Raw genomic sequence first — 13701 nt, 5'->3', positions numbered from 1 at the left:
AGCGGCGTTGATTATTTTTAGCAGACAACTCTCAAAATTAAGAGCCTAAGGATTTCTTCTTAGTGCTACTCATGCGTACCTTGCGTTTCTTAATCGGTGCTGGTGCAGCAGCGGCCTTACGGTAGCCGGGTGATGACCAACCAATCTTCGATTCAGCAGCATCCGCACGCAGAACTCGTTTCTTGGGAGTAGCGCTCTTTACTGCAGCAGCTCTCTCAAACGGAGATTTGCTTGCAGCAGAGCGCCGATCTGATCTCTCGGAAGTGCTGGTACGAACCCCAGTTTTTGCCACTGCGCGATTGGGTTGACGTTTGGTGCGAGGGGCTTGTAATGATTTTTTGGTTTGTTTGCTCGATCTACCCAAATTAGAAAAGGCCTCATCCACCACATCTTTTGGTTTCCAGAGAACAAGTAATTTACCGATGTGCTGCACTGGGGCTGCACCCAGCTTGTCACAGAGTTCTTCATAAATGGCGATACGCGCATCGCGCTCATCTCCAAAAACACGGACTTTTATCAGCCCATGATGAGAAATGGCTAACTTAGCCTCTTTAATCACTGCAGGGGTCAGACCATCACCACCAATCATGACGACTGGACTGAGGTCATGGGCGTCGGCTTTAAGGGATTTGCGTTGTGCGGGGGTAATAGTAAGTGCAGTCATGGCCTCGATGATAGAGCATTAGGGCTTGTAAAACGGGGCTTTCGCCCATATATGTGAAAGAGTCAGGCTGTTTGGAGCTGATTCCTTTTGCCTTACAGGGCATAAACAAGGAAAATGGATGCCGAAAGTGGGTAAGCTGTGGCAAAGAATAAATTTAATAAAAGTTGGTTACAAGATCACCTCAATGATCCGTATGTCAAGATGGCCCAAAAAGAGGGTTATCGTGCCCGAGCCGTTTATAAGTTGAGCGAAATAGACGAGCAGGACCATCTCATCAAGGCAGGCATGACCATTGTGGATCTGGGTAGCGCTCCAGGGAGCTGGTCTCAGTACGCCCGCAACCGTCTCACGGAGCTGGGCAAAAACAATCCCAAGATTGAGTCTGGCAAGCCAGACGGAACTATTATTGCCATCGATATTCTGCCGATGGAAGATATTGCAGACGTTTCCTTTATTCAGGGGGATTTTCGGGAAGATGAGGGTTTGAGTGCCCTTGAGGCGCTTTTACCAGCAGATGCAGGGGGTAAAGTCGATCTGGTGCTGTCCGATATGGCCCCCAATCTCTCTGGGGTAGGGGTGGCAGATGCCGCCCGAATGGCCTTTTTAGCCGAAATTGCTTTGGATTTTTCAGTTCAACACCTCAAGCCTGAGGGGGCCTTATTGATTAAGTGCTTCAATGGCAGCGGCTATAGTCAGATCGTCGAGTCCTTTAAAAAGGTCTTTAAAACAGTCGCTTCTAGAAAGCCTAAAGCCTCCCGGGCAAAGTCCTCTGAAATCTTTTTGCTAGGCCGAGACCTCAAGTCCCCTAAATAACCCCCTGAAAATAAGGGTTTATTAAATAAATCTGGTCCTAGCCCTTGAAAAAGCCTGGTAGTAGAATCAAATACTTAGATAGATAGCAATCCGCTTTAACTCCCGGATTAATCCGGCAAAGGTCTCCTTTTGAATAGCAATATGTTACAAAAAATCGGTGTGTGGCTCATTGTGGGTCTGGTGCTGTTTACTGTTTTTAAACAGTTCGACAAGCCAAAAGATCAGAATCAGCTCACGTATTCTCAATTCATGGATGATGCCAAGGCTGGCAAAGTGAAGCGAGTTGACGTGCAAGGTCGCACACTCCAGGTGACCCCAAATGACGGCAATAAATATTCCATCATCTCTCCAGGAGATATTTGGATGGTTGGCGATCTCATGAAATTTGGAGTTCAGGTGACTGGTAAAGCGGATGATGAGCCAAACGTCTTAGTCTCTGCTTTGTACTACCTCGGACCTACTTTGCTGATTATTGGTTTTTGGTTCTTCATGATGCGTCAGATGCAAGGCGGCGGAAAAGGGGGCGCATTCTCTTTCGGTAAATCTAAAGCGCGCTTGATTGACGAGAATAGTAATACCGTGACCTTTGCGGATGTAGCAGGTTGCGATGAAGCTAAAGAAGAAGTCTTTGAGATTGTGGATTTCTTAAAAGATCCCCAAAAGTTTCAGAAACTAGGTGGACGTATCCCGCACGGCATATTGTTAGTGGGCCCTCCTGGTACGGGTAAGACTTTATTAGCGCGTGCTATTGCTGGCGAAGCGAAGGTTCCGTTCTTCTCTATCTCTGGCTCAGACTTCGTTGAGATGTTTGTGGGTGTTGGTGCATCCCGCGTTCGCGATATGTTTGAGAATGCGAAGAAAAATTCTCCTTGCATCATCTTTATTGATGAGATTGATGCAGTCGGTCGTCATCGTGGCGCTGGTATGGGTGGCGGTAATGACGAGCGTGAGCAAACGCTGAACCAGATGTTGGTTGAGATGGATGGTTTTGAGAGTAATAGCGGCGTCATCGTGGTTGCTGCTACTAACCGTTCAGATGTATTGGACCGCGCTTTATTGCGTCCTGGCCGCTTTGATCGTCAGGTGCACGTTGGTTTACCAGACATCCGTGGTCGCGAGCAAATCCTGCAAGTGCATATGCGTAAAGTTCCGATTGACCCAGATGTCGATGCGGCTGTATTGGCACGCGGTACTCCAGGTTTCTCGGGTGCAGATCTAGCCAACTTAGTGAATGAATCCGCTTTGTTTGCAGCACGTCGTAATAAACGTGCGGTGGATATGAAAGACTTCGAAGATGCTAAAGACAAGATCTATATGGGTCCTGAGCGCAAGTCTGCGGTGATGCGTGAAGAAGAACGTCGTAATACGGCGTATCACGAGTCTGGCCATGCAGTGGTTGCTAAGGTATTACCTAAAGCGGATCCAGTGCATAAGGTCACCATCATGCCCCGTGGTATGGCTTTGGGTGTGACTTGGCAGTTACCGGAGTTTGATCGTGTGAACTTATACAAAGATCGCATGATGGAAGAATTGGCAATTTTATTTGGCGGTCGCGCAGCAGAAGAAGTGTTCTTGCACTCTTCCAGCACTGGCGCTTCTAATGACTTTGAGCGTGCTACCAAAATGGCGCGTGACATGGTGACCCGTTATGGCATGAGTGATAGCTTGGGAACCATGGTTTATGTTGATACTGAATCTGAGAGCATCTTTGGTCGCAACAGTACCAAAACAGTTTCAGAGTTGACTCAGCAAAAAGTGGATGCAGAAATTCGTTCACTGGTGGATAGTCAGTACTCCTTAGCTAGATCTATTCTTGAGGAAAACCGTGACAAGGTTGAGGCGATGGTTACTGCGTTACTTGAATGGGAAACCATTGATGCTGAGCAGATTACCGACATCATGGAAGGCCGTCCGCCACGTGCCCCTAAGCCACCACCGGCAACCCAGTTTGGTAACTCTGCTGGTACACCTGGGCCCGGTCCTGCTGCAGGTGCCACGCCAGCGACTGCCTAAGTTGTCTAAGTCATCCTCAGTTATTCTTTAGGTGATTAAGCAAACTCTGCCCGCAACATGGCGTTGCGGGCGTTTTCTTTTTGACTTTAGCAAACGTCATCGCCCGTTAGTGATGGGCATCCTCAATGCCACACCCGATTCATTTTCGGATGGCGGGCAGTTCAGAACTGCCAATGATGCTATTACCCAAGCAGAGCGCATGATTGCCAACGGTGTTGACATCATCGATGTCGGTGGTGAATCTACTCGACCTGGCGCGATACCGGTTTCTCTCCAAGAAGAATTAGATCGCGTTCTACCGGTGATTGAGGCGCTGAAAGATTGCGGTGTAGCGTTATCGATTGATACTTATAAAGCAGAAACGATGCGACAGGCTTTGCGAGCTGGCGTAGATTGCATCAATGATATTTGGGCTCTTCGACAAGAGGGTGCGTTAGAAGCTGTATTAGAGAGCGATCAACAGAATCCAGAGGAGCCCTGTGGAATTGTCTTAATGCACATGCAGCGTGATCCACAAACCATGCAATTTGATCCCGAGTATCGCGATGTCATTGCCGAGGTGAGGTATTTTTTACTAGAGCGTGCAGATCTATTACAAGAGTGGGGGGTTGCTCAAAACCGCATCGCCATTGATCCTGGTTTTGGTTTTGGTAAAAGCTTAGAACATAACCTCAAGATGCTAGCTCATTTTGATCAATTCTCGCAACTGGGGTATCCCGTTTTAGCAGGAATCTCTCGCAAGTCTATGCTCGGTAAATTAACCGGTCGAGATACGAATGAACGAGTGGCGCCCAGTATTGCAGCTGCCATTTTGGCTGCAGATCGGGGTGCTCGGATCATTCGTGTCCACGATGTCCAAGAAACAGTTGATTCCTTGAAGCTCTGGGAAGCGATTCAGGCCTGACTGAGTCATTACTTGGCCAATTAAAAGACTACAAGTTTTATAATTAAAGCTATGAAAAAACAATACTTTGGTACTGATGGTATTCGTGGCGAGGTGGGGCAATTTCCGATCGTTCCGGAATTCATTACCCGCCTTGGTTATGCTGCAGGCAAAGTGCTGAGTCGAAATGCCAAGCTTGGTGAGCGTTGCAAGATTTTGATTGGTAAAGATACGCGCATCTCGGGCTATCTCTTGGAAGCCTCCTTAGAGGCCGGCTTTGCAGCTGCAGGTGTTGACGTGATGCTCTGTGGCCCGATGCCCACTCCCGGGGTTGCTTATCTTACTAAAGCGCTGCGTTTATCAGCGGGTGTCGTGATCTCAGCATCACACAATCCTTATCAGGATAACGGTATCAAGTTTTTTTCTGCTGAAGGTGGCAAGTTAACTGACGAGCTAGAGCTGGCAATTGAAGCTGAGCTTGACTTACCCATGGGTTGCGTCAGCTCTAAAGAATTAGGAAAAGCATTTCGGATCGATGATGCCGCGGGTCGCTACATTGAGTTTTGTAAATCGACATTCCCCCCTGAGCTCAATCTCAAGGGTCTTAAGCTAGTGCTTGATTGTGCCAATGGCGCTGCTTACCATACTGCTCCACCTGTTTTTCATGAGCTCGGTGCAGAGGTGATTTCGATTGGGGTGCATCCTGATGGGCGCAATATTAATGATGGTTGTGGTGCTACTGCACCAGAGGCTTTGATAGCTAAGGTAAAAGAGCTTGGTGCCGATCTGGGTATTGCATTAGATGGCGATGCAGATCGCCTGCAAATGGTAGATGCAAGCGGCCGCCTTTTTAACGGTGATGAGCTTTTATATGTTCTTGCAAAAGACCGGATTTCTCGTGGCCAGGAACTCGGTGGCGTTGTCGGTACCCTGATGACAAACCTTGCAGTGGAGAATGCCATTAAAGCTTTGGGGATTGGCTTTGAGCGAGCGAATGTTGGTGATCGTTACGTTCTAGAACGTTTGAAAGAGAAGGGTTGGATCATTGGTGGTGAGGGTTCAGGGCATTTACTGTGTTTAGATCAACACTCTACTGGGGATGGCACGATTGCAGCACTTCAGGTCTTGGCAGCGATGAGTCAGTATAAGCAGAGTCTGGCTCAATTGCTTGATTCCGTCAAAATCCTTCCTCAAGTACTTTTGAATGTGAAATTCAAGCCTGGTTACGACTGGAATTCCGATATCACCCTGAAATCTAAGATTAGCCAAGTAGAGAGCAACCTCAAAGGAACGGGTAGGGTGTTGATACGGGCCTCAGGCACAGAACCGGTCCTACGAGTGATGGTTGAGGCTCAAGATAGTGCTGTAGCCCAAAGTTCGGCAAAGTGTATTGCTGATTTGGTACCAACCATATAAGCCGCTGATTTAATTGAATTAATTTTAATTAAAGTCTTTGTCATCAAAGCGTCATACGCAAATCGTATCGTTCAAGCATCGCAATGTTGCGTTATTTATTTGAGGAACGATTTAGATGAACTCATTGTTTAAAAAAGCGGTAGTAATCAGCGCGATTTCATTCGCCCCAGTTGCATTTGCAGTGGATATGACTGGCGCTGGCGCAACATTCCCATACCCAATTTACGCTAAATGGGCTGAAGCCTACAAGGCAAAAACAGGCTCTAACTTGAACTATCAATCGATTGGTTCTTCAGGTGGCATTAAGCAAATCAAAGCAAAGACAGTTGATTTCGGTGCAACCGACAATCCACAAAAATTTGAAGAATTAGAAAAAGATGGCATGGTTCAATTCCCTGCCATTATTGGCGGTGTTGTTCCAGTGATTAACGTCGATGGCGTTAAACCTGGTGAAATCAAGTTAGACGGCCCAACTTTGGCTGATATTTTTCAAGGTGTTATTTCTGACTGGGGTGATAAGCGCATTGCGATCATGAACCCAGGTGTGAAGATTCCTTCTGGTCCAATTACGGTTGTTACTCGTGCTGATGGTTCAGGAACAACGGCAATTTTCACTGACTACTTAGCAAAAACCAGCACATTATTTAAAGACGCTGTTGGTTCTGGTGCTAACGTCAAATGGCCTGCAGCCTCTACTGTAGGTGGCAAGGGTAATGAAGGTGTTGCAGCTAACGTTACTCGTGTAAAGAACTCAGTGGGTTATGTTGAGTATGCTTACGCCAAGAAAAATAAAATGACTTACATCTCTCTGAAGAACAAGGCTGGCAATTTTGTTGCGCCTGACGATTCAACTTTCGCTGCCGCAGCTGCTGGCACTGATTGGGCGAAGATTCCAGGTATGGGTACATTTATTACCGATGCTTCTGGTGCTAAGTCGTGGCCAATTACTGGTGCATCTTTCATTCTCTTGTACAAGAACCCAGAAAACAAAGCGAATGCTGCTGAAGTCATCAAGTTTTTTGACTTTGCATTTAAAGACGGCAAGAAGATGGCTGAAGAGTTGGATTACGTTCCAATGCCTGACGCAACAACAGATTTCATTCGTAAGAATGTATTTTCTAAGGTAGTCACGAAGTAAGGTTTGATGATTAAGATTCCTTAATCATTACTGAATAACAGCTCCACCCATGAGTGGGGCTGTTTCATTATTTAAATAAGCTTAATTATGATGGATATCACCCAGTCAGCTTCGATGCCAACACCTCAGGCGCTCAGAGTCGCCAAGTTACAGCGTGTACAAGACTTCCTGTTTCATACTATTACCCAATTCTTTGCGGTATCCGTTCTTATTGCCTTACTTGGCATCATTATCTCCTTACTGATCAATGCTTGGCCTGCGCTGAATACTTTTGGTCTTGGTTTTTTCTTTACCCAAGAGTGGGATGTTGTCAATGGGGAGTTTGGTGGTCTGATTGCAATTTACGGAACTGTAGTTACATCGGTAATTGCTTTACTTATTGCCGTTCCTCTTAGTTTCGGTATTGCTGTTTTCCTAACGGAGCTATGCCCTGGATCGTTGCGCAGACCATTGGGTACTGCTGTTGAATTACTAGCCGCCGTACCTTCTATTATTTACGGTATGTTTGGTCTGTTTATTTTTGCCCCTCTTTTTGCAGAGTATGTTCAGCCTGCATTAGCTGCCACCCTTGGAAAAATTCCAGGTTTAGGCATCTTATTTTCTGGCGCATTTAATGGAATCGGCATTTTGTGTGCCGGCCTGATTCTAGCGATGATGATTCTGCCTTTCATTGCTTCAGTTATGCGCGATGTCTTTGAGATTGTTCCTCCAGTTTTAAAAGAGTCTGCCTACGGTATTGGCTGCACTACTTGGGAAGTTGTCCGAAACGTAGTGCTGCCATATACCAAGGCAGGCGTAATTGGTGGGGTAATGCTTGGTTTGGGAAGGGCGCTTGGTGAAACAATGGCTGTTACCTTTGTGATTGGTAATGCCCACCGGCTATCCCCATCTTTATTTGCCCCAGGTACTTCGATTGCTTCAACTTTAGCCAATGAATTTGGTGAGGCAGAGGCAGGCAGCCATCTATCCTCACTGTATGTGCTGGGATTAGCCTTGTTCATCATTACTTTTATTGTCTTGGCATCAGCTAAGTGGATGCTGAACAATATGGAGAAAAAGCAGGGACTAAAAACATGAACGATTTTTCTAACATTGATCCAGCACTTTTTTCAAAGAGAAAGCGTGCGAATAAGATTGGCCTAACCCTTTCCATGACAGCTATGGTTTTGGGAATGATCTTCCTCTTTTGGATTTTAGGCATCCTGTTTTATAAAGGCTTTGCATCGCTTGATTTAAATATGTTTACTCACAGCACTCCAGCTCCAGGTTCAGAAGGTGGTGGCTTGGCTAATGCCATCGTTGGCAGCTTGATGTTAGTGGGTTGCTGTACCTTAATTAGTACACCAGTTGGAGTTTTAGCGGGTCTTTACCTTTCCGAGTACGGTGATCGGAGCCGTATTGCTTCAGTGACACGGTTTGTAACTGACATCATGCTTTCTGCTCCATCGATTGTGATTGGACTCTTCGTATACGCTTTAGTGGTTGCTCAGGTACGCCATTTCTCTGGCTGGGCTGGAACGATTGCCTTGGCCCTAATTGCTATTCCTGTGGTGGTTCGTACTACTGAAAACATGTTGCGTTTAGTTCCAGGCAGTTTGCGTGAAGCAGCTTATGCATTAGGTACGCCTAAATGGAAAGTGGCTTTCATGATTACCTTAAGAGCGGCGCAGTCTGGCGTAATCACAGGTATTTTATTGGCCCTAGCCCGTATTAGCGGCGAAACAGCGCCTTTGTTATTTACCGCGTTGAATAATCAATTCTTTTCTACCAATATGAACGCACCAATGGCAAATTTACCTGTAGTGATCTTCCAGTTTGCAATGAGTCCATATGAGAACTGGGTTGACCTTGCATGGGGCGGGGCGCTTTTAATTACGATTGCAGTATTGGGCTTAAATATCTTAGCCCGAGTGTTATTCCGCGAGAAAGTACAAGCATGATGGCTAATATGAAAACAATGTTTGACTTAAATCAGATTGATAGTCAAGGGGTGGGAATGAGCGAAACGACAAACCATAATTCACAAGTTGCTGTTAAGAATGCGCTTGAAGTGCGTAATCTGAATTTTTTCTACGGATCATTTCAGGGTCTAAAGGATATCAATCTAGATATTCAAGAAGGTAAAGTGACTGCCTTTATTGGGCCATCAGGTTGCGGCAAGTCTACCTTATTGCGTACTTTAAATCGCATGTATGACCTCTACCCTGGCCAACGTGCAGAGGGCGAGATTAATTTTTATGGCCAAAATATTTTGGAATCAGGTCAGGATTTGAACTTACTACGCTCAAGAATTGGTATGGTCTTTCAGAAGCCAACCCCATTCCCAATGTCTATCTATGAGAACATTGCATTTGGTGTGCGCTTATACGAAAAACTGTCTCGTTCCGAAATGGATGAGCGGGTAGAGTGGGCTTTAAATAAGGCCGCGTTATGGAATGAAGCTAAAGATAAGCTCAGCCAAAGTGGTTTATCCCTTTCTGGCGGTCAGCAACAGCGCCTCTGTATTGCCCGTGGGGTCGCAGTAAAGCCCTCTGTTATCTTATTGGATGAGCCAACCTCAGCCCTTGATCCTATTTCTACGGGTAAGATCGAGGAGTTGATCAATGAGCTGAAGCATGAGTATACGATTGCGATCGTGACACATAATATGCAGCAGGCTGCACGTGTATCCGATTACACTGCCTATATGTACCTTGGAAGTTTGATTGAATATGGCAAGACTGATGAAATTTTCATCAAACCTCAGCGCAAGGAAACTGAAGACTATATTACCGGCCGCTTCGGTTAATTGGAGATAGTAATGTCAGATAAACACCTTTCCTCACAATTTGATGCTGACCTAAATTCACTTTCTAGCCGTTTGCTAGAAATGGGAGGTCTCGTTGAATCACAGATTGCTACTGCCATGCGCGCTTTCACGCAAATGGACTTAGAAACTTGTAATGTCGTCATTGAAAATGAAAAGCTTGTTAACGATCTTGAAATTCAAATTGATCTAGCCTGTACTGAAGTCATTGCACGTCGACAGCCTACAGCCCGTGACTTGCGTTTGGTTATGGCCGTTTCTAAGGCGATCACCAATCTCGAAAGAGCAGGAGATGAGGCAAAGCAAGTTGCTAGAATGTCCAAAAAATTAATTGAGGCTGGGGCTCTGCACAATATTAATGTGGCTGAGATTCGTTTATCTGGCCAAATGGCAATATCACTATTGCGTCGTAGCTTGGACGCTTTTGCCCGCTTAGATACGATTGCAGCAGCTGAGGTGGTTCAGGAAGATCGCCAAATCGATGAAGAGTTTCGTGCGTTTGTACGTAAACTGATTTCTTATATGATGAAAGATCCCCATACGATTTCTACAGGTCTAGATATGCTTACGATTGCTAAAGCAATTGAGCGTATTGGTGACCATGCGAAGAATATCGCCGAGTTCGTTATATATGTTGCTAAAGGTTCGGATGTACGCCACATTCCTCATGAAGATTTGGTGCGTGAGGCGAATAAAGAATAAGCGACATCGATACGGAATTCATGATGACTCACCGCATATTGATTGTTGAAGATGAGCCTTCTATTGCAGAGCTGATTGCGGTTAATCTCACTCATGCTGGCTATGAAGTTGAAAAAGCCATGCAAACCGATGTTGCGCTTAATATGATGCGGGGCACTCTCCCTCATTTGTTGATCTTGGATTGGATGCTCCCGGGCAAGTCTGGCGTGCAATTTGCGAAAGAGTTGCGAGCCAATGAGCGGACTCGTTTTTTACCTATTCTGATGCTGACTGCCAAAAGTGAGGAATCAGATAAAGTGTTGGGATTGGATTCGGGGGCGGATGACTATGTCACTAAACCTTTCTCTCCTAAAGAATTAGTCGCTAGGGTTAAAGCCTTGCTGCGTCGCCAAATGCCGGTGGAGGAGGTAGGTCCACTTTCTATAGGTCCGCTTCAGCTAGATCCAGTCTCACATCGTGTTTTAGCAGTATGGCCCAATATGGAGCCCAAACCCATTCCCTTGGGCCCCACGGAATACCGGATTTTGCAATTTTTTATGGCAAATCCAGAACGGGTACATTCCAGAGCTAACCTGCTGGATAAGATTTGGGGTAATGAGGTTTACATTGAAGAGCGTACTGTTGATGTCCATATTAAGAGGTTAAGAGCTGCTTTAACGCCGATGGATTGTGATCGTTTTATTGAGACGGTTCGGGGTAGTGGTTATCGCATCACGAAGACTCCTACGCAAAATTAAGCCCGGCATTGTTGGGCTTTATCAAATTTTTCCATTTAAATCCTGAATGCTCTAAGATTGCGGCATGTCATCTGCTTTAAGTCGTTTCATCTTCATTGTTTCCCTGGCATTTATTTTTGCTTATATCGCCCTATTAAACTGGGGTGCAAAAATTGCTATTGCCTCAGGAATTGCCATTTTGGCCCTTCCTTTGGTTTACTCTTATATTAATTTAGCTCGCTTATATAAATACGTTCAAAGGGATGCTGTTGAGGTAATGCCGCTTCCTAGTGGTTTTTGGGAAGAGGTATTTTTCAGATTACAGCGCTTGGTGCGTAATCTAAAGCAAAAAATTAGCGTTGCTGAACAACAGCATGCAAGATTTATTGAGGCTCTTCAGGCTTCTCCCAACGGGATCCTGATGCTAGATGACCAAGATCAAATTGAATGGTGCAATGGGATAGCTGAACGCTTTTTTGGGCTTCTCTATAAGCGCGATGCATTGCAAAGAGTGAATTTCTTAATTCGTCGCCCTGAATTTATTCAATACCTCACGAAACGCCAATTTGAAGAACCTCTATTGCTTGAAAGGATCGGGCCCTCAAGTAATTTAAGTTTAATGTTGCAAGCCTTTCCTTTTGGCGATCAACGTCACCTTTTACTGGTTCAAGATGTTACTGACCTGCAAAAGGCAGATGCGATGCGTCGGGATTTCGTGGCGAATGTTTCACATGAGATGAGGACACCCATTACGGTATTGATGGGTTTCTTGGAAACGATGCAGTCCTTGAGTCTCGATAAGACACAACAGCACCAATATTTTGAGATGATGATGTCTCAAGCGCAGCGCATGAAAAGTCTCGTTGAGGATCTCTTGACCTTGGCTAATCTTGAGGCTAACACCTTGCCTGCGCCAATGCAGGTAATTCATATTCCTACCTTGCTGGCTCTGATTAAGAATGATGCGGAGGCCCTCTCTCAAGGGGGGCATCTGCTTACTTTTGAAACATCTGCCACCAGTAACCTGCTAGGTGAAGATCGAGAAATTCTCTCTGCCTTCAGCAATCTTGTTTCTAATGCCATTCGTTACACGCCCGATGCCGGTCAGGTAAGCGTCAAATGGTCTATTAATAGCGAAGGGCAGGGTGAGTTTTCGGTGACTGATACTGGTCCGGGCATTGCCTCAGAGCACTTGTCTCGCCTAACTGAGCGCTTCTATCGAGTAGATAGAAGTCGCTCGAGAGATACTGGTGGTACGGGCCTTGGCTTAGCGATTGTGAAGCATATTGCGAATCGACATCAGGCCCAACTGGTGGTTGAGAGTGTTACGGGGAAAGGAAGTACGTTTACTTTGCGCTTCCCCAAAGAGCGGATCAGCGAATGACTTGAGCTTTTGAGCTGAAGCTTTTCAATCCTTATTCTTTTTCTTTTTTTTCTTTTTGGATTCCTTAGGCAGCTTCTCTGCCTTACCATTCGCATAGAGGCACCAGACCCCGATTTCTTCTAGCAGTTCAGTCAAATCTGAGTATGAAAGATTTTTAAAGTCCTGCAAGCTAATAGACCCAGAATCCTGAAGTTGTTTAACAGCGTCTTCGTACAGATATTTGCTCATAATTTGATCATTTTGGTATTAATGACAGCCATCCTACCAAACAAATATGACAAAACCCCTTTTTTAATGCATTTAAAAGGGGGTATGGCTAATTTGGATCGATAGATACCTCGGATTCCCGTTTGATTCCAGTGAGCTTAGTGGCAAGTCGCTCTAGGGGTCCACCGATGATCAGGGTTAGTAAAATAGCTGCTAAGGCCATCCCACCCAGCATAAATTGACCGCCTCCAAATGCTGCGGCGATGAGAGCGCATGACCAAATGCTTGCGGCAGTAGTGAGGCCGTGAACCTTTTGGGTGCTCCGCTCTCGAATAATGACACCTGCCCCCAAGAACCCAAGACCGGTAATTAAACCTTGTAATACCCGACTGACAGCTTGTGCATCGTCTTTTACAAAGTTGCTAATCAGCATGATTGCTGTAGCTGAGCCAATGGCAACCAAGCTATGGGTGCGTATGCCGGCAGATTTATGATGCAGCCATCGATTGAGGCCAAGGATGATGCCCACTAAAAGAGCTAACGCTAAGCGCAGGCCGATATTCCAATGCAAATCCCAATGTTCCATGTCAAATCCTTGTGTGGCGTTGATCTTGCTCGTTAGCTCCATGGTAACAAGATGATGAGCGGCAGGTAACGTTTTTTAGAAAATACTAACCTCGGTGCCACATTGAACTAGAGCAATTTCCTGAATCCGAAGATGAATTATCAAAGACTGTCCTTAACATCTTTGAGTTAGTAAATGGGTTATGAGGCGAGCAAAATGCCTTGCTATTGATATCCATTCCACATAAAGATTGACGAAGCTAAGTAGTCCACTTTTTCATTAGAGATTTCCAGTCGGGGTAACCTCTCGTTTATATCGACATCACTTCAGCATGACATACCGCTGTCTTAATGATCTCCTAGAATGTAGATGCTGAATACGGCATGAAGCACTT

14 protein-coding genes are annotated in these 13701 nt (G+C 45.6%); 11 read left to right on the top strand and 3 right to left on the bottom strand.

All coding sequences use genetic code 11. The features are described 5' to 3' along the window. Nucleotides 1-37: 37 nt before the first annotated feature. Nucleotides 38-664 (bottom strand): YhbY family RNA-binding protein, encoded by a 627-nt coding sequence (locus ICN15_RS10530; RefSeq protein ID WP_216202703.1) that lies wholly within the window; start codon nucleotides 662-664, stop codon nucleotides 38-40. 138 nt (nucleotides 665-802) lie between these two features. On the opposite strand from ICN15_RS10530, the gene ICN15_RS10525 reads away from it, so the two are divergent. The 11 genes from ICN15_RS10525 to phoR all read left to right on the top strand — a co-directional run bounded on the left by ICN15_RS10525 (nucleotide 803) and on the right by phoR (nucleotide 12535). Beyond that, nucleotides 803-1477: an RlmE family RNA methyltransferase gene (locus ICN15_RS10525; RefSeq protein WP_216202702.1), complete on the top strand. Its 675-nt coding sequence runs from the start codon at nucleotides 803-805 to the stop codon at nucleotides 1475-1477. 129 nt (nucleotides 1478-1606) lie between these two features. Next, complete coding sequence (gene ftsH, locus ICN15_RS10520; protein WP_216202701.1) at nucleotides 1607-3490, top strand: ATP-dependent zinc metalloprotease FtsH; 1884 nt, start codon at nucleotides 1607-1609, stop codon at nucleotides 3488-3490. 31 nt (nucleotides 3491-3521) lie between these two features. Continuing rightward, nucleotides 3522-4394 (top strand): dihydropteroate synthase, encoded by an 873-nt coding sequence (gene folP, locus ICN15_RS10515; RefSeq protein WP_370625448.1) that lies wholly within the window; start codon nucleotides 3522-3524, stop codon nucleotides 4392-4394. Between the two features lie 51 nt (nucleotides 4395-4445). Continuing rightward, entirely contained in the window at nucleotides 4446-5789 is a 1344-nt protein-coding gene (gene glmM / locus ICN15_RS10510) for a phosphoglucosamine mutase (protein ID WP_216202700.1), read from the top strand. A 115-nt stretch (nucleotides 5790-5904) separates the two neighbouring features. Further along, nucleotides 5905-6927 (top strand): phosphate ABC transporter substrate-binding protein PstS, encoded by a 1023-nt coding sequence (gene pstS / locus ICN15_RS10505; protein WP_216202699.1) that lies wholly within the window; start codon nucleotides 5905-5907, stop codon nucleotides 6925-6927. A gap of 90 nt (nucleotides 6928-7017) precedes the next feature. After that, nucleotides 7018-8004: a phosphate ABC transporter permease subunit PstC gene (pstC, locus tag ICN15_RS10500; protein WP_370625451.1), complete on the top strand. Its 987-nt coding sequence runs from the start codon at nucleotides 7018-7020 to the stop codon at nucleotides 8002-8004. Further along, on the top strand, nucleotides 8001-8867 hold the full coding sequence (gene pstA, locus ICN15_RS10495) for a phosphate ABC transporter permease PstA (protein ID WP_216202697.1): 867 nt from the start codon (nucleotides 8001-8003) through the stop codon (nucleotides 8865-8867). The genes pstC and pstA overlap by 4 nt, the downstream gene beginning before the upstream one ends. Before the next feature lie 56 nt (nucleotides 8868-8923). Beyond that, complete coding sequence (gene pstB / locus ICN15_RS10490) at nucleotides 8924-9715, top strand: phosphate ABC transporter ATP-binding protein PstB (RefSeq protein ID WP_216202696.1); 792 nt, start codon at nucleotides 8924-8926, stop codon at nucleotides 9713-9715. 12 nt (nucleotides 9716-9727) lie between these two features. Continuing rightward, the gene (gene phoU, locus ICN15_RS10485) at nucleotides 9728-10435 is read left to right on the top strand and encodes a phosphate signaling complex protein PhoU (RefSeq protein ID WP_216202695.1); all 708 of its coding nucleotides are present in this window, start codon (nucleotides 9728-9730) and stop codon (nucleotides 10433-10435) included. Between the two features lie 23 nt (nucleotides 10436-10458). After that, nucleotides 10459-11172: a phosphate regulon transcriptional regulator PhoB gene (gene phoB / locus ICN15_RS10480; protein WP_216202758.1), complete on the top strand. Its 714-nt coding sequence runs from the start codon at nucleotides 10459-10461 to the stop codon at nucleotides 11170-11172. A 64-nt stretch (nucleotides 11173-11236) separates the two neighbouring features. After that, nucleotides 11237-12535, top strand: a complete 1299-nt coding sequence (gene phoR / locus ICN15_RS10475) for a phosphate regulon sensor histidine kinase PhoR (protein ID WP_216202694.1) — start codon at nucleotides 11237-11239, stop codon at nucleotides 12533-12535. Nucleotides 12536-12559: 24 nt separating this feature from the next. Here the strand turns inward: phoR and ICN15_RS10470 are convergent, their stop codons facing one another. Further along, on the bottom strand, nucleotides 12560-12763 hold the full coding sequence (locus ICN15_RS10470; protein WP_216202693.1) for a hypothetical protein: 204 nt from the start codon (nucleotides 12761-12763) through the stop codon (nucleotides 12560-12562). Between the two features lie 88 nt (nucleotides 12764-12851). Then, complete coding sequence (locus ICN15_RS10465; RefSeq protein WP_216202692.1) at nucleotides 12852-13328, bottom strand: MgtC/SapB family protein; 477 nt, start codon at nucleotides 13326-13328, stop codon at nucleotides 12852-12854. Nucleotides 13329-13701: the final 373 nt, after the last annotated feature.

Source organism: Polynucleobacter sp. CS-Odin-A6, from assembly GCF_018882095.1.
Lineage (GTDB): Bacteria > Pseudomonadota > Gammaproteobacteria > Burkholderiales > Burkholderiaceae > Polynucleobacter.
Note: the sequence above shows the minus strand (reverse complement) of the source record. Positions and strands in the feature narration are given on the sequence as shown.

What these genes read in the sequence shown, in the direction of transcription:
- phoU (WP_216202695.1), top strand. Translation starts at nt 9,728, where the DNA reads ATGTCAGATAAACACCTTTCCTCACAATTTGATGCTGACCTAAATTCA.
- phoR (WP_216202694.1), top strand. Translation starts at nt 11,237, where the DNA reads ATGTCATCTGCTTTAAGTCGTTTCATCTTCATTGTTTCCCTGGCATTT.
- ICN15_RS10465 (WP_216202692.1), bottom strand. Translation starts at nt 13,328, where the DNA reads ATGGAACATTGGGATTTGCATTGGAATATCGGCCTGCGCTTAGCGTTA.
- pstA (WP_216202697.1), top strand. Translation starts at nt 8,001, where the DNA reads ATGAACGATTTTTCTAACATTGATCCAGCACTTTTTTCAAAGAGAAAG.
- pstC (WP_370625451.1), top strand. Translation starts at nt 7,018, where the DNA reads ATGGATATCACCCAGTCAGCTTCGATGCCAACACCTCAGGCGCTCAGA.
- glmM (WP_216202700.1), top strand. Translation starts at nt 4,446, where the DNA reads ATGAAAAAACAATACTTTGGTACTGATGGTATTCGTGGCGAGGTGGGG.
- pstB (WP_216202696.1), top strand. Translation starts at nt 8,924, where the DNA reads ATGAGCGAAACGACAAACCATAATTCACAAGTTGCTGTTAAGAATGCG.
- phoB (WP_216202758.1), top strand. Translation starts at nt 10,459, where the DNA reads ATGACTCACCGCATATTGATTGTTGAAGATGAGCCTTCTATTGCAGAG.
- ICN15_RS10470 (WP_216202693.1), bottom strand. Translation starts at nt 12,763, where the DNA reads ATGAGCAAATATCTGTACGAAGACGCTGTTAAACAACTTCAGGATTCT.
- pstS (WP_216202699.1), top strand. Translation starts at nt 5,905, where the DNA reads ATGAACTCATTGTTTAAAAAAGCGGTAGTAATCAGCGCGATTTCATTC.
- ICN15_RS10530 (WP_216202703.1), bottom strand. Translation starts at nt 664, where the DNA reads ATGACTGCACTTACTATTACCCCCGCACAACGCAAATCCCTTAAAGCC.